General features: G+C 36.9%; 24 protein-coding genes and 4 pseudogenes. 8 read left to right on the top strand and 20 right to left on the bottom strand.

The window, feature by feature from the left end; genetic code table 11:
- Positions 1–142 (top strand): annotated as a pseudogene (locus U8D43_RS17300) (IS4 family transposase); the annotation flags it as partial.
- A 155-nt stretch (positions 143–297) separates the two neighbouring features.
- Here the strand turns inward: U8D43_RS17300 and U8D43_RS17295 are convergent.
- The 8 genes and pseudogenes from U8D43_RS17295 to U8D43_RS17260 all read right to left on the bottom strand — a co-directional run bounded on the left by U8D43_RS17295 (position 298) and on the right by U8D43_RS17260 (position 6,709).
- Positions 298–723: a DoxX family protein gene (locus U8D43_RS17295; RefSeq protein WP_335872429.1), complete on the bottom strand. Its 426-nt coding sequence runs from the start codon at positions 721–723 to the stop codon at positions 298–300.
- 105 nt (positions 724–828) lie between these two features.
- On the bottom strand, positions 829–1,575 hold the full coding sequence (locus U8D43_RS17290; protein ID WP_335872428.1) for a nucleotidyltransferase domain-containing protein: 747 nt from the start codon (positions 1,573–1,575) through the stop codon (positions 829–831).
- A gap of 146 nt (positions 1,576–1,721) precedes the next feature.
- Entirely contained in the window at positions 1,722–2,282 is a 561-nt protein-coding gene (locus U8D43_RS17285) for a nucleotidyltransferase domain-containing protein (RefSeq protein WP_335872427.1), read from the bottom strand.
- A gap of 92 nt (positions 2,283–2,374) precedes the next feature.
- Positions 2,375–2,623 (bottom strand): annotated as a pseudogene (locus tag U8D43_RS17280) (helix-turn-helix domain-containing protein); the annotation flags it as partial.
- A gap of 9 nt (positions 2,624–2,632) precedes the next feature.
- Entirely contained in the window at positions 2,633–3,031 is a 399-nt protein-coding gene (gene tnpA, locus U8D43_RS17275; RefSeq protein ID WP_335871662.1) for an IS200/IS605 family transposase, read from the bottom strand.
- 611 nt (positions 3,032–3,642) lie between these two features.
- On the bottom strand, positions 3,643–4,152 hold the full coding sequence (locus tag U8D43_RS17270; protein ID WP_335872426.1) for a DinB family protein: 510 nt from the start codon (positions 4,150–4,152) through the stop codon (positions 3,643–3,645).
- A 105-nt stretch (positions 4,153–4,257) separates the two neighbouring features.
- Complete coding sequence (locus U8D43_RS17265; RefSeq protein WP_335872425.1) at positions 4,258–5,667, bottom strand: SpoVR family protein; 1,410 nt, start codon at positions 5,665–5,667, stop codon at positions 4,258–4,260.
- A gap of 229 nt (positions 5,668–5,896) precedes the next feature.
- Positions 5,897–6,709: a hypothetical protein gene (locus tag U8D43_RS17260; RefSeq protein ID WP_335872424.1), complete on the bottom strand. Its 813-nt coding sequence runs from the start codon at positions 6,707–6,709 to the stop codon at positions 5,897–5,899.
- An 831-nt stretch (positions 6,710–7,540) separates the two neighbouring features.
- On the opposite strand from U8D43_RS17260, the gene U8D43_RS17255 reads away from it, so the two are divergent.
- Positions 7,541–7,798 carry a YhdB family protein gene (locus tag U8D43_RS17255; RefSeq protein WP_335872423.1) on the top strand — a complete coding sequence of 86 codons (258 nt, stop codon included), beginning with the start codon at positions 7,541–7,543 and terminating at the stop codon, positions 7,796–7,798.
- 34 nt (positions 7,799–7,832) lie between these two features.
- On the opposite strand, the gene U8D43_RS17250 is transcribed toward U8D43_RS17255, so the two are convergent.
- The 7 genes and pseudogenes from U8D43_RS17250 to tnpA (U8D43_RS17220) all read right to left on the bottom strand — a co-directional run.
- Positions 7,833–8,369 (bottom strand): NADPH-dependent FMN reductase, encoded by a 537-nt coding sequence (locus tag U8D43_RS17250; protein ID WP_335872422.1) that lies wholly within the window; start codon positions 8,367–8,369, stop codon positions 7,833–7,835.
- Positions 8,370–8,392: 23 nt separating this feature from the next.
- Positions 8,393–9,025 (bottom strand): response regulator, encoded by a 633-nt coding sequence (locus U8D43_RS17245; RefSeq protein ID WP_335872421.1) that lies wholly within the window; start codon positions 9,023–9,025, stop codon positions 8,393–8,395.
- A gap of 13 nt (positions 9,026–9,038) precedes the next feature.
- Complete coding sequence (locus tag U8D43_RS17240) at positions 9,039–10,160, bottom strand: GAF domain-containing sensor histidine kinase (protein ID WP_335872420.1); 1,122 nt, start codon at positions 10,158–10,160, stop codon at positions 9,039–9,041.
- 239 nt (positions 10,161–10,399) lie between these two features.
- Positions 10,400–11,122, bottom strand: coding sequence for an SDR family oxidoreductase (locus U8D43_RS17235; protein WP_335872432.1), 723 nt, complete (start codon positions 11,120–11,122; stop codon positions 10,400–10,402).
- A 26-nt stretch (positions 11,123–11,148) separates the two neighbouring features.
- Positions 11,149–12,888 carry a phospho-sugar mutase gene (locus U8D43_RS17230; RefSeq protein ID WP_335872419.1) on the bottom strand — a complete coding sequence of 580 codons (1,740 nt, stop codon included), beginning with the start codon at positions 12,886–12,888 and terminating at the stop codon, positions 11,149–11,151.
- Between the two features lie 334 nt (positions 12,889–13,222).
- Positions 13,223–13,561, bottom strand: a pseudogene (locus tag U8D43_RS17225) (helix-turn-helix domain-containing protein); the annotation flags it as partial.
- 9 nt (positions 13,562–13,570) lie between these two features.
- Positions 13,571–13,831: pseudogene (gene tnpA / locus U8D43_RS17220) on the bottom strand (IS200/IS605 family transposase); the annotation flags it as partial.
- A 449-nt stretch (positions 13,832–14,280) separates the two neighbouring features.
- Here tnpA (U8D43_RS17220) and U8D43_RS17215 point away from each other — a divergent pair.
- Both U8D43_RS17215 and U8D43_RS17210 read left to right on the top strand, forming a co-directional pair.
- The gene (locus tag U8D43_RS17215) at positions 14,281–15,096 is read left to right on the top strand and encodes a DUF1189 domain-containing protein (protein WP_335872418.1); all 816 of its coding nucleotides are present in this window, start codon (positions 14,281–14,283) and stop codon (positions 15,094–15,096) included.
- A 251-nt stretch (positions 15,097–15,347) separates the two neighbouring features.
- Positions 15,348–15,605 (top strand): DUF2533 family protein, encoded by a 258-nt coding sequence (locus U8D43_RS17210; protein ID WP_335872417.1) that lies wholly within the window; start codon positions 15,348–15,350, stop codon positions 15,603–15,605.
- A gap of 96 nt (positions 15,606–15,701) precedes the next feature.
- Here the strand turns inward: U8D43_RS17210 and U8D43_RS17205 are convergent, their stop codons facing one another.
- Positions 15,702–16,103, bottom strand: coding sequence for an acyl-CoA thioesterase (locus tag U8D43_RS17205; protein WP_335872416.1), 402 nt, complete (start codon positions 16,101–16,103; stop codon positions 15,702–15,704).
- Positions 16,104–16,294: 191 nt separating this feature from the next.
- Between U8D43_RS17205 and U8D43_RS17200 the strand changes: the two genes are divergently transcribed.
- Positions 16,295–16,891, top strand: coding sequence for a TetR/AcrR family transcriptional regulator (locus U8D43_RS17200; RefSeq protein ID WP_335872415.1), 597 nt, complete (start codon positions 16,295–16,297; stop codon positions 16,889–16,891).
- A 304-nt stretch (positions 16,892–17,195) separates the two neighbouring features.
- On the opposite strand, the gene U8D43_RS17195 is transcribed toward U8D43_RS17200, so the two are convergent.
- Positions 17,196–18,866 carry a glycoside hydrolase family 13 protein gene (locus U8D43_RS17195; RefSeq protein ID WP_335872414.1) on the bottom strand — a complete coding sequence of 557 codons (1,671 nt, stop codon included), beginning with the start codon at positions 18,864–18,866 and terminating at the stop codon, positions 17,196–17,198.
- Positions 18,867–19,667: 801 nt separating this feature from the next.
- On the opposite strand from U8D43_RS17195, the gene U8D43_RS17190 reads away from it, so the two are divergent.
- Together U8D43_RS17190 and U8D43_RS17185 are read left to right on the top strand one after the other, a co-directional pair.
- Positions 19,668–20,093: a disulfide oxidoreductase gene (locus U8D43_RS17190; protein WP_335872413.1), complete on the top strand. Its 426-nt coding sequence runs from the start codon at positions 19,668–19,670 to the stop codon at positions 20,091–20,093.
- Positions 20,094–20,564, top strand: a complete 471-nt coding sequence (locus tag U8D43_RS17185; RefSeq protein WP_335872412.1) for a thioredoxin family protein — start codon at positions 20,094–20,096, stop codon at positions 20,562–20,564.
- Positions 20,565–21,221: 657 nt separating this feature from the next.
- On the opposite strand, the gene U8D43_RS17180 is transcribed toward U8D43_RS17185, so the two are convergent.
- Positions 21,222–21,626: a DUF5365 family protein gene (locus tag U8D43_RS17180; RefSeq protein ID WP_335872411.1), complete on the bottom strand. Its 405-nt coding sequence runs from the start codon at positions 21,624–21,626 to the stop codon at positions 21,222–21,224.
- Between the two features lie 152 nt (positions 21,627–21,778).
- Between U8D43_RS17180 and U8D43_RS17175 the strand changes: the two genes are divergently transcribed.
- A complete protein-coding gene (locus U8D43_RS17175; protein WP_335872410.1) occupies positions 21,779–22,693 on the top strand; it encodes an RluA family pseudouridine synthase in 915 nt (304 codons plus the stop codon).
- A 339-nt stretch (positions 22,694–23,032) separates the two neighbouring features.
- Here the strand turns inward: U8D43_RS17175 and wrbA are convergent, their stop codons facing one another.
- On the bottom strand, positions 23,033–23,641 hold the full coding sequence (wrbA, locus tag U8D43_RS17170; RefSeq protein ID WP_335872409.1) for an NAD(P)H:quinone oxidoreductase: 609 nt from the start codon (positions 23,639–23,641) through the stop codon (positions 23,033–23,035).
- 84 nt (positions 23,642–23,725) lie between these two features.
- The gene (locus U8D43_RS17165) at positions 23,726–24,433 is read right to left on the bottom strand and encodes a pirin family protein (RefSeq protein ID WP_335872408.1); all 708 of its coding nucleotides are present in this window, start codon (positions 24,431–24,433) and stop codon (positions 23,726–23,728) included.
- Positions 24,434–24,697 lie beyond the last annotated feature (264 nt).

The following is a 24,697-nucleotide window of genomic DNA, read 5'->3' as shown; positions in this document are numbered from 1 at the left end:
ATTAATCGAGCTTCTTGAATATGCATTGAAAAAGAGCAACAAAAAGGTACAAAAACTAATCAATAGTCAACTACAACAATGGATTGCAGGCTTGCCTAACTACATCAAGGATTACCTGCCTATTTCAGTCTGCGAAAGTTGAGTGTATAAGAAAAGATCCCTATAAAAAATGCCCACAGATAGATTTCTGTGGGCTAACCAATCGATATCTTCGTGGACCATAATTTACAAAGTCCTCTACAAATCTTGTTTATACTATTGTAAGTGGAAACACCAACATTGAAAAGGAAATTAGTTTTATGCCACTCGATGATCCACAGCACTTGAGTCTTTGCCAATGATTGAAGATAATGCGAATAGTCGACTGCCTCCAAATGTTAACACAAATGCTAAACCTAATAGAGCTAAATCAAGTTCCCATCCTGCCATTTGTCCATTTCCGAAAAATCCTAATTGGAATTTGACTGTTACCATTGCCCCCATCATAACTAAACCAAGCAAGGCAGCAGAGATTTCGACAAATAATCCTAATATTAAGGAAATACCAGCTACGACTTCAATAATAGCAGTAACATACGCTAAAAATGCCGGTAATTCAAACATATCTGTAAACATCCCCACTACCATATCCATGTTCATAAACTTATCAATTCCATGCGTGAGCATAATTGCCCCTAACACAACTCGTGCTAGTAATAACCCTATTTCTGTTTTATTTGACATTTTTTTGCCCTCCTTTTATTTTGACTACAGTATTATCATAAAAGAAGAGTTTGATTAAAGATGTAAGCTAGGTTACATTCGTTTGAATTTTCAATATATATATTATTAAAATTCTTGTAAACAAGCCTGAAACAAGCTATTTAATGCTTCGGTTATATTGTATGCCTTTACAGGAGTATCCTCCACCTTCATTCGAATAGTATCAATCGACACCTCAAAGTAATTTTTCAAGATCGTTGAAGAATAGGAAGTACTTGGTCGTTGCGTTTTTTTTATATGTATAAGTTGCGAAACTTCATCAGAAATGGTTCCTCTTGTGAAATGATTCGATAACTTCTCTATATTTAACAGCGGGAATGCCTCTCTCTCTAATAACCAGAGGCAAAGAAACACAGGCTTTAATACTGTAATATACTGTTTAGCTGTCAAAAGACCTTTAGCCTGATTATTTTCTGCCATCTTCAAATAATGGTACAAACTTGGACGAAGATTAAACGCATCTTTTTCAAGCCTCCGTAATTCTCTCACAAACATTTCATTCTCCTGATAAACAATCGGTGAATGAATCCACTCCAAAAGAGTCGGATTTGATTTTTGAAACAGCTGCAGCGTCTTCCTAAGTTCCCAACCATGCATATCTATAGACTCACCGTCATTATTATCCAAAACATCCCTTTTGGGCTCAATCGACAAATACCATTCTGTGCGGTGAACGTATATAAATCGCACATCATAGTCACTTTGAAGGCCATGGTATCCCCAAGCCCGGCTACCTGTTTCGCTAGCAAAAAGAATCTTTATATCATGTTGAGCTTCCAAACGTTTGAGCTGTTGCTGAATTTGTTGCCTCATCCTCTCACCCTTTTTCAGCTAGTTGTCCTAATAGTAGAGAATCTTCTTACCATTTATTGAAAAAGTACTGTCTTAGTTTTTCCCGTTCTGATTTTGCCCCAAATCTGCTGAAATTATCATACTTTCCTATTTATAGGTCCTATTATTTAAAGATAATTCAACCAATCATGATAAGGTTCATGATGAGAAACCGCTTTTCTAAGCCACTTTCTTTTGTCAACATCTAAGTGCTTGTATGTCTCGAAAAAATCGTGGTGATCTTTCTTCCTACTCTGATTCACTTTATATAATAAAACAATTTCTGGCTGTAAGTAAGGAATACCTTTTGACGATTCTGCCCAGGCTAATTCATACGGGACGGTAATAGCTGGGTCCCTTCTAAAGACCCAGTCACCTTGGCTCGATTCACTCAAAAGGATTTCCAGTGTTTGTTCCTGCTTTATCGCATAAAGTTCATGAACAGGCAATTCAAGTCTTTCCCCTTCCCAAGCCAGTATGTTTGCTTTGTTCACTTTTAGAAATGTCCAGCCTTCCAAATGTTTTTTCAAGCTAGACTGATGATGTCGGTAAACTCCAATCTCAATGTCGCTATGAGGTCTCGTTTCTTGTCCAAGGAAAAGGTCAATCGCCCATCCACCAGCAATAAACCATGGGTGTTTGAAATCCTTCATAATGGAATAAACAGACAAACAAGGATTAAATGACACATTCTCACTCCCTGTAATTCTAAAAATATTCTATTTCAGCTTGATCATTGCACTCTAATTCTAACGAGTGGAAGGATAAAGCATATCAATTGCTTTAGATTCATTTGTGCATTTGCTAAAGAAAGGCTATCCACTTCCTTTAGAAACGGAAATTCAGCTTTATATTGTGCAGGAGTAGGATGTTTAATGGATTTGTCTATGCATTCTTGAGATTTTTTATAAGAATTGATTCTATCTGCAAGCATTTTGTTATACACCAAACGCACACATCCGAAGGTTTTTGCGAACAATATTCGTTGTTCCTTATTTGGATAGAGACGATACTTATATGCTTTCAACATTACCAACACCTACTTCCTACCTTGCTTTTCAATGGACTGTTTGATTGTTTCTATGGAAGCACCGCCCGTTGTAATCAAACAGAAGCTTCTTGACCAAAACATTTCTTTCCAAAGCTTTTTTCGAACCAAGGGATAGTCACGTTTTATCAATCGAGAACTGGCACTCTTATAAGCATTTAGAAACTTGGATAATTCACTATTAGGATGTGCCTTGAACATGACCTGTATATGGTCTTTATCGTGATTCCAATCTTCAACCGAAATATTATACGACTGGCCTATTCTCACAAAAATATCTTTTGCATAGTTTGACATACTATCATCAAATATTTGTCTACGATATTTCACTACCAATACTAGATGATAGTGCAAAAGGAAGACTGAATGTTTATTACTATCTAATTTCATTATGTTATCAACCTTTCTGTATGTACAGACTGTTTTTAACATAATTTGCCAATAGTTACAAATACTTTGGCTGACGCCAACCGAAAATTCACCTCCAACTTACTCATTGGGCTACGCCCTTCACATTCCTTGAAGTGAGAGAATTCTTTTCGGAAACCTAGTTAAAAATCGATGAAGAAAACTAAGTAGTACCGATACCGTGCGGAAAGTACATATTAGCAATAGCATGCTTTCACAAAAATTGTGACTTCTCGAACTATTCTATAAATTGTTAGATAGCGTTGCTGCGGGTATCTTTTCGTCTTTTTTTGATGAATATAAACAACAAAATGAAGAATTGTATCTAAAATCAGATGAAATAGCATCAATGTATACGAAAGAGCCTTACAAAAAAATCACAATTAACTACTTCGTCTATGAAAATTAACATACCAATTAATACGTTGACAAAAGCACTTGTCATCATGTCATTTTGTATGATAATTCAAATGCAATTATCTTATAACTAGTAAGGAAAATTAAGAGGATCAATCATGTTCGATTCGGTATGCTATTTTGTATGATTCTCCACCTATTCATAACTACTTTAAAGAAAACCACCGTTTTTTTAATTACTTCTTTATTCCTGCAACGGCCGTCCACAACTCTTCTATTCCTTGCGCCCTTTTTAAGCTAGTGATTGCTCCTTGGTGTAACCCCTCATGCCAATTGGAAAATGAAACCACTTCTTCTAAATAGTCAAATTGAGTTTCTTCACTTAACTTGAATGGTTTGACCCCTTTCTCAATCAGTCGCCCAGAAAATTTCTCCTGAAGTCTGACTGGTTGTTCCTCTAAAAGCGTTTTTAGTTCCAATAGTGTTGGAGGAGTAGTCTTCCACAAGCCAGGATTGGTATTAAACGAAAACATTTCCAAAAAGCTAGCTGGCAATTCCGGTGTCCCTCCCACAAATGAATTCATCAAATTCTCTTGTGCAACAAATATATGCCCTAGATTCCAACGAATATTATTTTTAAATCCTGCTGGTATAACTTCCGCTACTTCCTCAGTCGTGGCATCGATTACAGCAATTGTCCGCTGACGAATAAATTTCATTTGCTTAAAGATCACTTCTTCATGCATTTCTTTTCCCCCTTAGAAATCTCTCTGTATTCTAATTCGAAACAAACCAGCAATTCCCTTTATTTTTTTCGCAAAAAAGCTGCCTGTGAACGGCAGCTTTTCTCCTTATAAATATTTTCTTTGTACTTTACGCCCGTCATAGGAAAATAACATTTGCCTTGCTTCTACCATTGTTTCAATATGAACCGTTCTTCCCCATAATTGATGTACATAGGGCAGAACCTTTTCTAAGTATTTCAAATCAAGCTCAACATCTTCAAACCAATGCTTTAAATAAAGTTCTCCATTTTTTAAATAATCCCCATCATTCACTGTGATATACGGGAATCCCCCGTTCACTCTCATTCCTACAAGTTGGTCGCGTACTTCTGTCCACGTTTTATCCACAATTTTATAGTCTTTTCCTTGCTTTTGGAAAAGATACATATCTTCTCTCATTACAAGATCTTTTGTCAAATAGTTGCGTAGGAAGGATATGTCCGATTCGATTTCTCTAACCTCAAACATTTTCTCTCGACCTGAACCTGATTTAACTCCTCGCTGCTTCATTTCTTCAGTTGGATTATTGTAGCGCTCTTCAATGTCTTCAAACATCTTGATGCCTAAATAATAAGGGTTAATGCTAGTGCGCGAAGGTTGAACCACTCCAGCGTTTAGTTTGGCAAATTCAATGGATTCACTGCTAGTCAAATCCATTTCTCGTAAAATCCGCTGATGCCAATACGATGCCCACCCTTCATTCATGATCTTGGTTTCTAGCTGTGGCCAAAAGTACAGCATTTCATCTCTCATCATAGTCAAAATATCTCGTTGCCAGTCCTCTAATTCACGACTATATTGCTCAATGAAGAGCATTATATCTTTTTCAGGCTGAGGTGGGAATTTTTTCTTTCTCTTTTTTGGTTCTTCCTTCTTCCCAACATGATCTAATGACCATAAATCATCATAAGGAGATGCTTGTAGTGTGTCGGGTTCCCAGTCCTCATCATTCATTGACCAAGTAAGCTTTGAACGTATTAAAGATGGATCGATATGCTCCTCAATGGCAAGAACTGCATCTAAAAATTTCTCTACCTCCGCTTTTCCATGTAGAATTTCATACTCTCGTATCCTATCAGCTGTTGCTGCCATACTCTCCACCATTTCTCGCTTCGTATTATGAAAACGGCTATTGTTTTTAAAGAAGTCACAATGTGCAAGTACATGGGCAACAATCAGTTTATTCTGGATAAGAGAATTTGAATCCAACAAAAAGGCGTAACATGGATCTGAGTTGATTACAAGTTCGTATATTTTGCTTAAGCCTAAATCATAATGTAGCTTCATTTTATAAAACTGCTTACCAAAGCTCCAATGAGAGAATCGTGTTGGCATTCCATACGCTCCAAATGTGTAAATAATATCTGCTGGACACACTTCATATCTCATGGGATAAAAATCTAATCCAAATCCTTTAGCAATTTCTGTGATTTCACCTATTGCAAGTTGCAATTGTTTTTGTTCATCTGCTCTCACAGCATTCTCCCCCTTTATGCTCTTACCTTATGTGTATGAGCATGGACAAAGAAAAATGAGGTTGTATTTTAATTCCACGTTAAGTAACCAGATTACCTTCACTTTTTAAGCTAAACCATTGATTTTGCAATTTTACAAATTCATGTTTTGTGGTATTGAGAAAATTTATAAGAATTAGTAGGTAGAAGTAACTTCCCCCTAATTTTTTGCACCTTCTCTTAACGGCCATCTATATACGTTTAATAAGCGTCTGACTTAGTAACTTCCAACTTCCTTCAATAGGATCTTTTACAAAATAAAGTACACAATCTTGAACTATTGGTCCTTGTTCTTTTATATACATCTTTGTCTTTACATTGATTTTCTGAGTAAGAGGTGAAACCGTATCCCCCTTATTCATCTCATTCCATTGAATCAATTCAATAGTGGATACTTTTTTCATCTCTTTTTCATCAGCACCAATCAGAATGAGCTTCAACAACCTTTTATCCTCATTATTTATTCCAACTGCCAGTGCTTCTAATAGTTCCTTTGGAGAAAGAGTATATAAAAATGCTTCGAGGTGTCCACCTGCTTTTTGAACCATAAGTTGATGCGCTAAATCTGGAGTCTCCGATCCGTGAGTAGTGCTATTTAAGAAATGCACGCAGAAATGGCCTGGAAAGCCATTCTGTAGAGCTCCAGCTCCGTGTGGCATACCATGCATTGAGGCTGCGATTAATTTTCCTTGATAAGAAACAAGGACAGCACGCCTTTTCCAGCTCCAATTGTCCTGATATATATTTTTCATTATATTAGTATCTTTATGGGTTAATGGTTGGACATCGGCATGATCACTTCCAGCTCTTCTTTGTACTGAGAAGTACTTTCCACTTTCAACATCAATGATATCGAATTTAGTTCCAGTAGGTATGATTTCTGTTGCCTCTTTCCACGGTAGCATTTGGATATGCAGATTGACACTGCTACCTCTAGCGATTGGAAGTGGATAGAAATGGAGGGTTGTGAAAATTACTATAACCTTCATAAGACTTTTTCTCATCATTCAGTACTCCTATTTTTCATCTTATGTTTAGCGTTCGCAAAATTTTGCAAAACATACTGAAGAGGTAAAACTCGAGTGATTTCAATTTACATATTCATTAATCCTTTATACTTATAAGCATAACTACAGATTGCCTTTCGATAAGGCTCTTTTGGTAAACTCTATAGCTATAAACCTAAAAAACGGGTGGTAACCCTGCATTTCACCTATATTTTCATTAAAAATACTACAAAATAAACCCTTGAATCTTCTTATAGGGGAATTTACTCATTCTGCGAAAGGCTGTTTTCGCAAAAGTTGTGGCTTTTCGAATAGGAATATATCCCCTGATTTGTATGACTTAGTGCTCTTTTCCTCATGAAAACTTCTCCATTTCTAGATAAAAAGTAAGAAATCAGTCCAAAAAATCTTTCTGCCTGTTTTTTCTTTGTGTAAATAGCAACAAAGGTTACGAATAGAGCCATTAACCTATTTCACAATGACCATTGATATTCAGTTACATTCGTATTCCTACCTTCTTGTTCATGGAATTATTTCATTTAATCCACTTGGCCACAGTAAAAATATTTATTTCTCAGCAAAAGACATGATTCAAACTTCAAGCAAAGATAGCTAAAAACCATCCCCGTCATGTTTTACACTGTGGTGGTAAATGCAATGATTTTGATCATATCTGCTTAGTTCAAAGGGACTTCTACAGATTCGTTTCGGTTTCTTATTCAACCAATACAAGGAAATCCCTTCATCAAAGCGTACCCAACTTTTACAACGTTCAAATTTGCTTCTAGTACACATAATAGTATCAACCCTTCAGAAGGAGGGAGTTAAATGGATAAGGTGGATTATGACAGAGCTTTGTACTATACCCATCGATCAGAATGGGATAATTTATTAATTTTGATGGTGCGCACAAAGGACAACCTCCTCTCTAAACACATTGAGCATTTCTTGCATGCCTATAATTTCTCTAAGGACTATCAAAAAGTTGAAGGGTATTTTTATCGCCTGATGCGTTACATTGAGCATGCAAATATGCAATCAACTGCGTTTTTTCAGCCAGATGAGCAAGTCATTCTTAAAATATAGCAATAAAAAACCCTAAAGCCTTTGCTTTAGGGTTTCATAATTTTTTCTTCTTAATCATCAAAGTCATCTCTGCATACAGCTGAAGTTCTTGGACGAGTGCGTGCGCCAGTTTCTCTGGTTCTTCGAGAAGAGACTGCTTCTCATAATCAAAGCAATTTGGGTCTAAAACTAATTGTTTAGGAATTACGTTTGCATATAACCCTCTTGCAACTGTACGCATATTGGATAAACAGTTGATACCCCCTTTTCCTCCACCTGCACATGCTAGTAGAGCTATTGGCTTATGTGAAAATTCCTCGTTGCTTAAGAAATCGAGCATATTTTTCAAAGCTCCACTCATCCCACTATGATATTCAGGGGAAGCTAGAATTACTGCATCTGCCTCTCTCACTTTTTTCTTTAATTTTTTTACTATCCCTAATTGACTTTGCACTTCCTCTCCAGTGTATAGAGGCAATCCAAAATCAGCTAAATCGATTAAATCCAGATGATATTTTGACGCTAAAAATTTTGATGCGATTCGCGTTCTCCCCTTTTTTCTGGGGGTTCCATTTATTATTACAATTGTCATTATCCTCTTCCTTTGCTAGCTATTTAGACAATTCCGCGCTTGACTGCATATAGCGCTGCTTGGGTTCGATCCGAGACTTGAAGTTTGCCGAAAATATTTGAAATATGGCTCTTCACGGTTTTTTCTGTAATAAACAAACTTACTGCTATCTCTTTATTGCTTTTCCCTTTCGTTAGCTGCCCTAATACTTCTTTTTCACGAGTAGTCAGATTTTCTATTAAATTATCTGGTTTTTGTGTGGTTATTCTTGTTAAGAGTTGGGAGGTTGCTTTAGGATGAAGAGCTTTTTCTCCTTGAACAACTTGGCGTATGCAGTGGACTAATTCATCCGGCTCTATGTCCTTCAACTGATAGCCAGAAGCTCCTGCCTCTAGCGCAGGAATAACATGTTCTTGATCTGAAAAACTTGTAAGCATGATAATCGCTATTTCAGGAACTTTCAACTTTATCTCCTTCGTGGCTTCAATCCCGTCCATCAGAGGCATAATTAGGTCCATTAAAATTACGTCTGGTTTCAACTCCTGAGCCCGTTCTACTGCTTCCTGCCCATTCTGAGCCTCACCAATTATGTCAATATCCTTTTGTGTTTTCAGGAAAAAGATTAACCCTCGTCGAACGACATGATGATCATCTGCAATTAAAACCTTTATTGTCATGATTTTCTCCTCCCTACAATGGAAGTAGTACTTTTATTTCAGTCCCTTTATTCGACTCACTTATTAATTTAAAGTCTCCTTGAAAACTTTCCACACGCTCCTTCATACTTTGGATGCCTAAAGAAGGGAGGGATTGAAAAGATTCCGCGTGAAAACCTCTTCCATTATCTTTTATCGAAAGCTTCATTTCGTTCGCAGTTGATTCCAAGTAAATATGAATTTTCGTAGTTCCAGCATGTTTTTTACAGTTATTTAAGGCTTCTTGTGCAATCCTCCATAAAGCTTCTTCTATTTTCCCTGGAAGAGAAATGACCCCTTTTACCGTAAAAAGAAGCGATAAACCTAGCAAATCGCCATAGTCTTTTATTGCTTCAATTAGCCCCTTCTCTAATCCTTTTGGGCGCAATTGCCAAATCAAAGCGCGCATTTCTGATAAAGCTTGCTGCGACAACCCATGGATATCTTGAAATATTTCTTTTATTTCTTCATCTGCTGCCCGTTCTTTTCCACCTCTTGCCGTTAAAGTGAGCGAAAATAATAGCTGGTTAACCGAATCATGCAAGTCTCGAGCAAGCCGGTTTCGCTCAGCCATGACCATTATGTCCTGTTCTTTTTTATTTAACATGATCCGCTTAATAGCAGAACCGATCTGAAACGCTACTGATTCAAGTAAAGCTAACTCTTCATGGTTAAAAAAACTTTTATATGGAGCTGCTACGTTAAGCAAACCGAACGATTCCTCTCCCGACCTTAAAGGGACAGTAGCATGATATAGAATCCCCTCATGATTCAACTTTTCTGCAGAAATAGCATCTTCGACCCGTTTGCACTCCATAATATTGGAAGCTTTCTTCAGGGTACCTTTTCGATATTTACTGACACACCAGCAGTTACCTTCTTTCATCCCTAAGCAAGACTGGTCACTAAGAGCGGGAGGTAAACCGACGTGTGTCATTAGTTTATGCGTGTCTTGATTGGAAACAAAGAATATCCAGCCCGTTGTAAAAGCAGTACCATTTAAAAAACGTTGAAGTGATTGAGTGAGCATTGGTTGCATTTCTGTCTCTTCATTCAGTAATTCGGCAATTTCTTTTAACAAGAGGACATTGCTTGAATTCTCAGCTTTTTTATTCACAATTCTCACCCTTTAATTCGTATATGATTAGTATAGTCGAAATACTTCAAAAAGTTATTATACAACAGTCTGAATTTTTCTAAGACTTTTGATGGAAAGAATATAGAATCAAACTATAGAATTGAAGAATGATTTTCCAGTGCTCTTCATTTAAAACTGAATGACGATACCACTAAACTTTCACTTCGACTTCCATGAAAAAAACGAAGAGTCTATATACTCTTCGTTTTTTAGCTCATTTATGCAATTGGATATTGCTGAACCAATGGGTGTAGAACCATCTCATCAATCACCATATGCTTGGGTGCGTTAGCCATATAAGTGACAGCTGAGGCGACGTTTTCTACCTTAAGCCAGTCATGTTTATCAGAATCTCCTTGCTTAGAGCCGGCAAAAAATGTATCCACCATTCCTGGATTAATAGTCCCTACACGAATTCCATACTCACGAACTTCTTGAGCTAAAGATCCAGAAAAACCTTGGACTGCATATTTAGTCGCCGTATAGGCAGAGCCATTCGGAATGGTATATCGTGCCACATCGGAAGAGATGGTGATGATTGTACCACTTTTCTGTTCTTTCATTGTGGGCAAAACTGCTTTAGAACAAACAAATACTCCTTGAACATTCACTTCAAAAAGGTGTTTCCATTCGTCTACAGATACCTCTTCTACTTCTTTAAAAAAGCCTACTCCAGCATTATTAACTAAAATATCTACTTGACCGTATTCTTCAATAGTCTGATTTACTGCTTTATGAACCATATTTTCGTCAGCTACATTAGCCTTAATAGCTAACACATGTTCAAACCCTTGATTTTTCAGCTCGTGAGCTGCTGTGAAAATGTCATCGGAACTCCCAATTAGAGTGAGTTTCGCCCCTTGTTCTGCAAATTGACGTGCAATCTCTTTGCCAATTCCTCTTGATGCTCCGGTTACGACTGCTACTTGATTTTTCATAATAAAAATTCCTTTCATAGTAAACCAATTTATTGTTGAGAGTTTAATAATCCATCAATTTTATTCATTAATGCATTCATATACCTGTCTAACTTCTCTTCACTATCATGTAAAGATTGGCCTTTAATACTTAAATAAAATTTCACCTTAGGCTCGGTGCCAGATGGTCTCACGCAGAACCACGATCCGTCATCCAAGAAATATTTTAGTACATTAGATTTTGGTAGGAACATCGTTTCTTGTGTTGAGGCTAGCACGTTTGTGCGAAGAGAAGTGGAATAATCTTCAATCCTCGTTACTTTTGCCCCTGAAAGCTCTGTAAAGGGCTCTTGACGTAACGAACGTAAAATGGCTTGAATTTGTTCTGCTCCTTCTTTTCCTTTTAATGTTAACGATTTAAGTCCCTCTTTATAATAACCATGTTCTTTATACAACTCTAACAGTACATCATAGAGCGTTTTGTCTTGCTTTTTATAGTAGGCAGCCGCTTCTGTAGCCAATAAAACAGCTTGGATGGCATCTTTATCTCGGGCAAAGTCGCCCACTAAATAACCGTAGCTTTCTTCATATCCAAATAAGAAAGTGTGTTCACCGGATTTTTCATATTGCTTAATTTTTTCACCGATGAATTTAAAACCAGTTAACACATCTTCTGTCGGTATCCCAAAATTAAGGGCAATATCTCGACCGATTTCCGAAGTAACAATCGTTTTGAATACAATTCCATTTTCAGGAAGCGTTCCTTTTTCTTTTTTGCGACTTAATAGATAGTGAAGTAAAATGGCTCCTGTTTGGTTACCTGTTAGCAGAATGTATTCTCCGTTCGGATCTTTAACAGCTACGCCAACTCGATCGGCATCCGGGTCTGTAGCTAATAAAATATCTGCATTCATTTCTTTCCCATCACGTATAGCCAGCTCAAAGGCAGCACGTTCTTCTGGATTTGGAGAGGCAACGGTTGAAAAGTTCGCATCAGGTTCCGCTTGTTCTTTTACGATATGCACCAGCTCATAGCCTAGTGCATCTAGTCCCCGTCTCACCATCATGTTTGCTGTCCCATGAAGTGGTGTAAATATTATACGTAACTCGGCTTCTTTTGCTGCCTGCGGTGTTTCCGAAATAGAAAGTAAATGCTCAAGATAGGATTGATCTACCTCTTCGCCTATCATGTTAATTAACCCTTTTTCTTTTAATTTTTCTTCTGTGTCTACATTGATAGATAATTCATTTTTCACTTCATTAACTTTTGCTATTACTCGGTCTGCCTCGTTAGGTGGAAGTTGAGCTCCATCTTCGCCATACACTTTATACCCGTTATATTCAGGAGGATTATGACTAGCTGTCACAACAATTCCTGAAAATGCATTTAGATAGCGAAGAGCGAATGACAGCTCTGGGGTAGCACGTAAAGACTCGAATATGTAAGTTTGAATACCATGGGAGGCTAATGTTCTAGCTGCTTCCATTGAAAATTCTGGTGATTTATGACGAGAATCATATGCAATCACAACGCCACGTTTTTTTGCTTCTTCTCCGTAATCCTCGATATATCTAGCCAATCCTTCTGAAGCTTTTCGAACTGTATACAGATTCATGCGATTTGTTCCTACTCCAATTTCGCCTCTCATTCCACCTGTTCCAAACTCTAAATTTTTATAAAAAGCATCCTCTAATATTTTTTCATCCTTCATTTCTTCTAGTTCAGCTTTTAACTTCGAATCCATACCTTTAAAATCTAGCCATCTTTGATGAATTTCTTTCCAACTCATAGTCATCCTCCTTCAGAATAATAAGCTATTTTTTTATTTTGTTTCCCTTCAATAAAGCAAGAAGTGTACTGTCTATTCCAACTAATAGGTCGCAACCTTTGAAACCTTCCAAATATAGTGAAACTTATTTTATAATTTTTAATTGAAACAACCGTGCTAACACGGGCTCCCTCTTACCAGTTTGCCCTTTTCTTTAGGACCACTCTTGCTTGTGGGAAGCTCAATAAAGTCCATTTGTAAATGGGACGATAGTGACTATCACTACTATAAGACTAATTCTTGTTTTTATATCAATTTCCTTCATAAAAGCATCCCTAAAATTCGACAAAGTCCAGTTGGTAGTATACATGTGATGATTGTCTTTTTTGCTTTTGAACTTTGGAAATCCAGTGGACTTATCACGAAAGAAATTAGCGTATGCTTTGTTTAGATTCATTTGTGCATTAGCTAAAGCAAGGCAATCCACTTCCTTTAGAAACAGAAATTCAGCTTTATATTGTGCAGGAGTAGGATGTTTAATGGATTTGTCTATGCATTCTTGAGATTTTTTATAAGAATTGATTCTATCAGCAAGCATTTTGTTATACACCAATCGCACACACCCGAAGGTTTTTGCGAACAATATTCGTTGTTCCTTATTTGGATAGAGACGATACTTATATGCTTTCAACATTACCAACACCTACTTCCTACCTTGCTTTTCAATGGACTGTTTGATTGTTTCTATGGAAGCACCGCCCGTTGTAATCAAACAGAAGCTTCTTGACCAAAACGTTTCTTTCCAAAGCTTTTTACGAACCAAGGGATAGTCACGTTTTATCAATCGAGAACTGGCACTCTTATAAGCATTTAGAAACTTAGATAATTCACTACTAGGATGTGCCTTGAACATGACCTGTATATGGTCTTTATCGTGATTCCAATCTTCAACCGAAATATTATATCAATCTCAAAAATTAATTTATTATGTTCTAATCTTGCTTGATTTCTAATATCAATTTTATTGTAGCGGTATGTAATTAACGCTACAATACTAGAAATCACAATCGAAAACACAGAGATGGCTAATGTTATAGCTGTCATCAAATACATCTCCTCATCGTTAGAAATTCTCGTTTATCATACCATAAATTAGTGCTTCAATCAGCGAGAATTATTATTTTCTTCGACTATATTTGGGGTCTATTTTGTTCTCTTTCTTTAGTTTTTAGAATTTTTACACATTTTAAATTATTATAAAAATCTAAGTGTTCATTCCCTATCATAAAATCGTTTTTATTTCGTTTCATTAGCTATACGAAAAACAACTTCTCAATGAAGGGTCGTTTTGAATAGAAATTAGATGATATAATATTTCCAACTCATATAATATTGAATGAAAGGAGAAAGAGAATGAAAAAAACAAAAACCCCCTTTTTCAGAAAACTTCAATACGCTATCACTAAACCTAAAGCTTACCAACAGATGGCAACTGAGGGATTTGGTCGGGCAATTTTATATTTATTATTGTTCACTTTAACCTTTGGACTACTCAGCGCTCTTATTCAAAGTTACAGTTTCACTAAAACAATTGACGGATTTATTAACCAAATTGAAACTGATTTACCAGATTTCTCGTTAGAAAATGGACTTTTAGAAGTAGAAGGAAATGAGCCAATTGTGTTTGAAGAAGACAACACATTAATTTATATTGATGACTCAGAAGCGGCGGATGTCTCTATGATTGAATCAGAACTAGAAAATTATGATTCTGCGATCATTATATTACGAGATCGTTTTATTAATAAACAAAATCGTATCCGAACGGAGGAACTTTATTTTAGTGAAATAAGTGAATTTTCATTAGATAAGGATACGGTTTTGAATTTCCTACCATTAATTAAATGGCTAAGCGTATTAATCGGACTAGCGATTATCATTTGGTTTTTTGTCAGCAAACTGATTATGGGCTTTCTAGTTGGGCTCCTTGGTCTAATTTTAGCGGCTATTTTCAAGAGAAAAATTGCATACGGTTATTTGTATGCTATCGGCCTTTATGCTATCACAACGCCAACCCTATTAGACCTCATTGCGGATACAGTTGGGGGGAACCTCCCATGGTATGTGTTCTATCTCTTGACTGCAGTGTATTTAGGGTTGGCTATCAAGGAATGGAACAATACTGAAGGAGAAGTAATTCAAGAAGAAGTTCAATCTCAAAAAGCTTGAACCTAATTAGAGTAAGATTAATAAGAGCTATCATATGATAGCTCTTTTATGGTAAATGCAAATACCATTCGGGGGGATTGTCGCTGAATAGTTGGCCCAATAAAGCTCAAACTTGGATTTCCCCCACTTTTTTTAGTGGTTCATGTAGAATAGTTGCTCAGGATTTACTTTATGTCTAAGGTGGGAAAAGTTGCACAATCTCATCAATAAACGGCATAATAGGATGATAATTGATATTAGGAGTGAAAATAGTGAGCGTACATAAAGCAATTACCAAATTAACTACCGAGCATAATAAAATTGCGACTAAATTTGCTGATTTAGAAAAACGGCGGGAACAGTATATCGAGGAATCGGTAGCTTTATGCCAACAAAATATACCCTTTACGACAGAAAAGATAAACGCTGTTACAAACGAAATGAATGATCTTGCCCGTTCAGGCGTCGTTCCTACTCGCGAATTGGTGTCTGTTGAAATGGTAAAAGAATACGTGAATAAATTAAACTGAATTATTTCTCACCAAAGAAGTGACCCATCCATCGTCACTTCTTTTCCAATTTCTGAAGAGAACTCATGAACTTGTACAACTTTTTTAAAATGAGTTTTATTTTTTCATGTATTCTCGTAGCTTTTCACGAAAATCATCAGGTATAGGTACACTCTGTTGCTGCTTAAAATCAAAATAAACGATAACCCCTGCTCCATGAGCAATGCTTACGTTCGTTTCTGAATCATAAATGTCGTGTGTCATCGTAAAGCTCTTATTTCCAATCTGAGAAATGGTTGTTTCTATTCTTAGTGTTTGATTAAAATAACCTTGATTTAAAAAATCACACTTAGTAGATGCTAAGATAAAATTCCAAGCCTCGGTAGACACTTCAGCCCCTAACTCTTTAAATAATTGTATACGAGCTTCTTCAAAATAATTGAAATAGCAAGCGTTGTTAATATGACCAAGCGCATCCGTTTCATGAAAACGAACGGTTTGGTAAGATGTAAAACTCATGAATCCACTCCTCCAATATTATCCAATTTATTCATTGTAAAGTCTTTTCATTAAACTGCTTTACTGGCATACTTGTAAGCATTTTACTATAGATTAAATATTCTGACTACTATTCATTTAATTATTGCTCTATTTGGTGAAATAATTGAATTTCTCCCTAGAAATGATTAATATGAAGAGGAGGTGGACAAATGAACGGTTTCGAACGAAGAAAACAAATAAAGATGAAGCAAATAGAGGACGCTGCATTTAGTCTATTCATAAAGATTGGTGTTCAAAAAGTCAGTATTCAAGACATCGCGAAAAAAGCGAATGTCTCACAAGTAACCATTTACAATTATTTTGGAAGTAAAGATGACTTGCTTCTTTATGTATATAAAAACTATCTCAACCTTCGACTCCAACAATTTGAGGATATAATCGAAAGTAGAGCTTCCTACAAAGCACGGATCCATGAATTGATTTCGTTAAAGTTAGATGACATTGATGTATTTAATACGGAATCTATTGGTTCAATAATGGTGTCTCAAGGTCCGCTCGCTGAACTATTTCAGGACTATACAACAAACAAAATGATACCCATTTTCACTCGTTTTTTACAAGAAGGGAAAGAAAATGGAGTTCTTTCCCCTCTACTTTCTATTGATACTATTATTTTTTTCTTAACGGGCTTGCAAGAGGGTCTCTACAAGCAAAAAGATATATTTCTCAATCCCGATAATAAAACACAGTTTAAGAAAGAAATCTTACATTTATTGTTTTATGGCCTCGTTGGAAAAGACAGCTAGCTCGATCCCAGAAAAAATTTTATTAGGCCATTTTCACAGAGTTTGTTGCTTTTCGAACCAGTCTATTTTGGTTCAACTTTGCGTCTATTTTTGATGGAAATCAACAGTGAAATGGAGGGTTCAATCAAAAATTAGCTATAAGAGCCATTATTTATATGAGAAGAGGCTTATTTTATCATAGTTACTCACACACAAAAAACAGATTCTCACTGTATTTTTGTTCTCCTTTGTTCTCCTATGCTAACCGGAAATCGAAGAACTATTTGAAGTAACCTTCATTGCAAAGAGCCATTTTTATGGGTATTTATTTGTCGATGTGATACACTCTCGCTTCCCACGCTCCCAATGTTATACATTCACTGACCAATGAAGTCTCTTTTTCATTGCCTATTAACAATTCTGCAGTTTCAAATTCACTTGGGATAGAAACATCATGGCTTTCACCAGATACATTGCAAAGTACTAATAGCTTTTCATCTTCTAATTGACGTGTGTAGACAAACAAGGCAGGATCCTCTTCATGTAGCAATTCAAAGGAACCGTAGGGGATAATATCATATTGTTTTCGCAATTGAATTAGTTTTTGATAGTAGTAAAACACAGAATCTTCATCTTTAATAGCAGCTTCTGCATTTATTTGTGAATAATTCGGATTCACTGCAATCCATGGCGTCCCTTGCGTGAACCCACTGTGCATACTAGCATCCCATTGCATTGGTGTGCGGGCATTATCTCGACTCTTTGTATGAATAGGCTTCATTAATTCCTCGGGGTTGATCCCTTCACTTACTTTTTCTTTGTACATATTGATGGTTTCAATGTCACGGTAGTCTTCAATTGAATCGAACTGAATATTCGTCATTCCTAGCTCTTCCCCTTGGTAAATATATGGTGTTCCTTGCATCATGTGCAAAAGAGTACCTAGCATTTTTGCTGATTTCACCCGATACTCACCATCATTTCCTAGACGCGAGAGGATACGAGGTTGATCATGATTATTCCAATATAAGCTATTCCATCCTTTTCCATGTAGTTCCACTTGCCACTTCGTTAAAATTTTTTTCAACTTTACTAAATCAAATGGAATGAGGTCCCATTTGCCATTTGGACCAGAATCAATACCCATGTGTTCAAATTGGAAGACCATATTTACTTCATTTCGATTTTCTCCTGTATACAGTACGGCTTCTTCGGGCGATACACCTGGCATCTCACCGACCGTCATCACGTCATATCCTGCTATAGCTTTTTCATTCATTTCTTGCAAAAACTCATGAATTCTTGGTCCATTCATAAAATAGTTATGCCCTGATACATATCGATTCCCTCCGGGGTTAGGGGCATCTGGAAGACCTTCAACTTTCGAGATGAAATTTACCACATCCATGCGAAACCCATCAATTCCTTTGTCTAACCAAAACTTCATCATCTCATACACTTCTTCACGAAGAATAGGATTCTCCCAATTTAAATCTGGTTGTTTCTCACTAAAAATATGTAGGAAATACTCTCCAGTTTGTTCATCTAATTTCCAGGCAGACCCACTAAAGAAAGATTTCCAGTTGTTCGGTTCTTTCTCGTTTACTCCCTCTTTCCAGATGTAATAATCTCTGTATTCATTATCTTTAGATTTACGAGACTCAGCAAACCAGTTATGCTCATCAGAAGTATGATTCACAACCAAGTCCATGACAAGCTTAATTCCACGCTCATGCATTCCGGTTAGCATTTCATCCCAGTCATCTATTGTCCCAAATTCGTTCATGATATTCCGGTAATCACTGATATCATAGCCATTGTCATCATTTGGAGATTCATATACAGGCGAAAGCCAGACAACATCGACTCCTAGTTCTTTTAAATAATCTAATTTAGCAGAGATTCCTTTAATATCGCCAACTCCGTCTCCATTTGAGTCCATAAAACTACGTGGATATATTTGATACACGACAGCTTCTTTCCACCATTGTTTCATTTTTACACGTCCTTTTTCAATAGGCTGTTTTCGCAAATATTGTTGCTTTTCGTATCATTTTCTCATCTATGAACTAGCTTTGCTTCGGTCATCAATCACGAAAGGCGGAAGTGGCTGCCCTGCGGCGTTAGGCAAATGAAGAGCTCGGAGGTGATGCCTGCATCACTGGAGGGTTATTCATTTGACCCCGAGCCGCAAGCCACTGCAGCTGGATCACGAAAGGCGGAAGTGGCTGCCCTGCGGCGTTAGGCAAATGAAGAGCTCGGAGGTGATGCCTGCATCATTGAAGAGTTTTTCATTTGACCCCGAGCCGCAAGCCACTGCAGCTGGATCACGAAAGGCGGAAGTGGCTGCCCTGCGGCGTTAGGCAAATGAAGAGCTCGGAGGTGATGCCTGCATCATTGGAGAGTTTTTCATTTGACCCCGAGCCGCAAGCCACTGCAGCTGGATCACGAAAGGCGGAAGTGGCTGCCCTGCGGCGTTAGGCAAATGAAGAGCTCGGAGATGATGCCTGCATCACTGGAGAGTTATTCATTTGACCCCGAGCCGCAAGCCACTGCAGCTGGATCCGTCTGTTTTTGATGGAAATCAACAGTGAAAGGGAGGAATTTATCAAAAACCAGATGAAATAGCCACAATGTAAACGAAAATAGCCTTTCATTAAAGATAATAAAATGCAATCGTTTGCATTTCGGTTCACAAAATGTTCATCGTTTAATATATATATTACATTTTACAAATACAATGTAAACATACTATAATTTGAAAGGATATTAAAGTGAAAACTGAAAGGACACAATAATGACAAAAAAAGCAGAAAATATTTTACTTCTTGCCTGGACGACTGCATTGTTAGCCACGATGGGGTCTCTCTATTTTTCCGAAATAAAAGGATATGAACCTTGCCAGTTATGCTGGTATCAGCGTATTCTTATGTATCCAATGTCCCTTCTACTTCTTTTAGCTCTTTGGAAAAAAGATACGAAATTTTGGCTTTATAGTTTGGCTTTATCAGGTTTAGGAATTGTTGTATCTCTCTATCACTACTTCATTCAGAAAGTCTCTTTCTTTAGTGATAGTGCCCCAGCATGTGGTAGAATTCCTTGTACAGGAGAATATATTAATTGGTTCGGATTTGTTACCATCCCTTTTCTAGCCTTTACTGCATTTAGTATTATTTTCATTTGTAGCATATGGTTAAAAAAATGGACAAAGGAGGAAATTTAATTGAAAAAAGCACTTATACTCTTCGGTGTAGTCATCGTTTTATTTATTGGCATCGCTTTGCTAAATTCTTATCAACAGTCCAAGGCGAGTGAAGGAAACATGTTCCAAAAAAACTCTCTTGAACAAGACACGATAAAGCTGCTGGATGACCCAAATTATCAAAACGTCATATTACCTAGTGAATTAAAGTCTAAACTAACAGATGGTGAGGAAACGACTGTTTACTTCTACAGTTCTTCCTGCTCGCATTGTCTAGCAACTACCCCTATTGTTGCTCCCCTTGCTGAGGATTTAGGGATTGACCTAGTACAATATAACCTTCTTGAATTTGAACAAGGTTGGAATGAGTACAATATTGAGTACACACCAACAATTGTTCAATATGTAGATGGCAAAGAAGTTGCACGAATTGTAGGGGGACAACCAGAAGTAGCCTTTGAACAGTTTTTCGATGAAGAAGTACTAAATTAATCTTCGGAGCATGAATTCGCCTAAATAGAATGGAAATTGTCTGGATCTAGAAACGAAACTAATATTACTTTTCTCCTTTCTTCCTTTTAATCTCTTATCATAAGGCTCTTTTGTATGAAAAAAGGCATATATAGGCATCGCCAAATTAGAAAGCTTGCTCTAAACATATCGGGTTTATACCATTATTGGGGTTGAAATTACTTTTTTCATGATAAGCGTTAGCGGCGTGACGTGAGCGCTGCCAACGCGTTTTTCGTATACATTGTGGCTATTGGCTATTTCGTTTATTTTTGATTAAATCTTCCCTTTTAACTGTTGATTTCCATCAAACATAAACGAAATGATGCCCGAAACAATGCTATATCTAAGGTAATAAACTGATTCGAAAAGCCTCGACTTTTGCGAAAACAGCCTTTCATAAACCTAGTTGTTTCTGTCACAAAGATAAAACAGGCAGTAAGGTTTTTCGTTTAATTTCCTATTTTTTGTCTTGAAATGAATAAATTGTAGTTAGGAAAAGAGCACGATGTAATATTAGACAAGGCTTTCACTTCTATTGAAACAGACAAAATCTTTGCGAAAACAACATATTTTTAAGAAAAAGCAGGCTAACGCCTGCTTTTTATCATAAAAAAAACCCCCAAATGAATAAGGAGTTCACGCAAGAAACTGATTTGCTGGCTTATCATATATCGTAATCGAAAAGTCTTGCATTTTTGCTTGTGAAAATTGCTGATAAGTGAAAGGAAAAAATAAATCCTTTGTTTCTAATAAAGAAACATTATGTGAAAATAAATGTTTATAATGTTTTTCTTGCTCTTCTTTATCGTGAGATTCAATAATAGAGATTAAGGTAGCGAGGCAGGACATAACAGTAAACGATTCTTTAAGTGTTCCAATATACTCTTGATTTTGATTAGAAATATGTAGGACCTTCATTTGTTTAAACTGTACAATCTCATCTTCAGAGAAAAAATTAGGAAAAATACGAATATAAAAATACCGAATAAGATTGTGGATATTCTCTTCTTGCCCCTCAGTCGACGCAGTTAGAATTTTCACTTACACCCCACCTTTTTCTTTATAATAGTCTATGAAATCAGTACCTATAGGATAACATAATATGAAAAAAGCTATCGTGGTAATTATCACCATGAAACCGTTCACTACTCTTATCCAGAATGACTAGAAAACCTACAAAGTGAGGCTTTAACATGATTACAGAAAGAAAAGGAAGCATCTTCACGATGAGTCTACCTAAAAATTGGGAACAAATAACAATTGAATATTTACTACAAAACATATGGAAAGCCCCGAAAAAGATAATTCACCAATATAGAATGGAAAAAGCCATTACAGTCAATGGTAGCCTTGTTTCTTGGAAAAATGAATTAACATCTGGAGATACGATTTCAATCGACCTTTTCAAGAAAGAGGCATTTGGCTTTATTCCAACTTTTCAATTAATTAATGTCCTTTATGAAGACGACCATCTACTTGTGATCAACAAGCCTTCTGGTATAGACACTCACCCTAATGAGCCTCAACAAAACAACACATTAGCTAACGGGGTTGCCTACCATCTGCTACAAAAAGGGGAACAATGCCGTGCTTATCCCATTCACAGGCTTGACCGGGATACATCTGGGTCCATCATTTTTGCAAAACACGCATTAAGTCAAGCGATTTTAGACCGACATTTAAGGGAGCGTAAAATCAAGCGAACTTACTTGGCACTTGTACATGGAAACCTACAGAAAATCAAAGGGACCATACAAAAAAACATAGGAAAAGACCGTCATCACCCGACTAGGCGAAGAGTTTCCGTGAATGGACAAACCGCTATTACTCACTACCAAAAAAGTAAATATATTCCAAACAAAAACCTTTCGTTGGTTGAAATTTCATTAGAAACGGGAAGAACTCATCAAATTCGCGTTCATATGAGTGACCTAGGTCATCCGCTTGCAGGTGATACCCTATACGGTGGATCAGCAATCTTCTCGCATCAAGCGCTACATGCCAAAAAAATATCATTTCAACATCCGCTAACCTTAGAAAGCATTGAATGCGAAGCAGATTTCTCTAGTAAAGAAATTTGGGGAATGGTTGACGATACTCAACGTTAAAGTGGGAAACAATTGGTAGTGCGACTAGTAACTGTGGAAATCCTATTTATTTCTAAATGTCTCTTTTCCGATACATTTTGGTTATTTCATCTGATTTTTTACTAAACTATCCATTTCACTGTTGATTTCCATAAAAAAAGACGGATCCAGCTGCAGTGGCGTGCGGTCATTCTTTAATCATGTCCCGCTTTCGAACTACACTCCTTCTTTCATTACATACTTTCGCAAATTCCAATAAATTCTTTTTCTCTTACACCAAAAAACTGGCGATTTTGTTCGCCAGTTTTTTGATTGTTTAGGTCGTATTCAAAAGGTTTTTTCTATGCAGTTTATTTTCCTTTAAAGATTATTTTTAATGGCTGCCGCTATGTTAACAGTACGCTTTGCTTGATGTCTAACTGCTGCCTCAACATTTTCAATCATGTTTCCCTGTTTATCCACTGTTACACTCGTACCATATGGGTTACCGCCCGCTCCGAAGATTGAGTCATCTGTATAACCTGGTGCTGCAATAATCGCTCCCCAGTGCATCATCGTTGTGTAAAGTGCTTGAATTGTTTGCTCTTGGCCACCGTGAGAGTTGCTCGCAGAAGACATGGCACTGACCACTTTATTCGCTAATTTCCCTTGGAACCACAGACCACCTGTTGTGTCTAAATATTGTTTCATTTGAGCAGGAAGATTTCCGAATCTAGTTGGTATTGAGAAGATATAAGCATCCGCCCACTCTAAATCATCTAATCCGGCAACCGGGACGTTTTTTGAATCTTCTATATGTTGCTTCCACTGAGGATTAGATTCAATGGCAGCTTCAGGTGCTAGTTCTTCTACACGAACCAATCTTACTTCGGCTCCGTGTTCCGTTGCCGCTTCTTCAGCCCACTTCCCAAGCTGATAATTCGTTCCTGTTGAACTGTAGTAGATAACCGCTAATTTTACATTTGACATAAAATCTCTCCCTTTATTTTTTTCTGATCAACGACCAGATATAGTAAAATCCCTACCAGATTTGATAGAGCTTGAACTCATGAATTAAGAACGCGGTAAATCAATTAACATAAAGCGAACGTCTTGCGTTGCTATCATATTGACCTCTGTTTGCATTGTAATTCGTGCGGAATCTCGGGTTTGAAGGTTTTCGCCATCAATATCTAGCTCTCCTTTAATCACAAAAATAAATGTATTTCGATCTTCTTTTTGTGAAAAAGATAGCTTTTGATTCCTATTTAAATCAGACAAATAAATGGTTAAATCTTGATGAATATGAGCAACCTGATCACCTTTATGGGCACTAGACACAACTGGTAAAAGGTTGTTTTTTAATTTCCGATAATCAAATTCCGATTTTTCGTAAGACGGAGCTAAACCACTCTTTTCAGGTAAAAACCACATTTGTAAGAAGTTAACCGCCTCTTTTTTGGAAGGATTCATTTCTGAATGAATGACTCCAGTTCCTGCCGTCATCCGTTGAATTCCGCCAAAAGATGTTACCGCAGATTCACCAGTAGAATCCTCATGTTTGAGCTGCCCTTCTAACACAATTGAGACGATTTCCATTTCTTTATGGGGATGGGAACCAAATCCTCTTAAGGGCTCGACAATATCATCATTAAGGACGCGCATTGGTCCAAAGTTCATATTGTTTGGATCATAATAATCTGCGAATGAAAAGCTAAATCGACTATGCAGCCAACCATGGTTTGCTGTGAATCTTTCGTCTGCTCGATAAATAGTTAACATTTTCCATCACCTCTCCTTGTAGTTTCCTATTTTTAACAAAACACCCTATTCTCCGCTAATGAAACGATATGAATATACATTTTTCGAACCAAAGATATAATATTTTATCTCGAATTCAAGATAATTATATAACGCTGTTTCTTCTCTGTCAAATGAAGAGCACCATTCAATATGTCACTGTACTTTCCGAACAAAATTGAGTCTAAAAAAGGTTTGGATTGTAAGGATTATTTCCCCACTACCCAAACCAAATGACATTCTTTA

This window comes from Bacillus sp. 2205SS5-2 (assembly GCF_037024155.1).
In the GTDB taxonomy this organism is placed as follows: Bacteria; Bacillota; Bacilli; order Bacillales; family Bacillaceae_K; genus Bacillus_CI.
The sequence above is the reverse complement of the archived record's forward strand: the minus strand, read 5'-3'. Positions and strand labels throughout refer to the sequence as shown.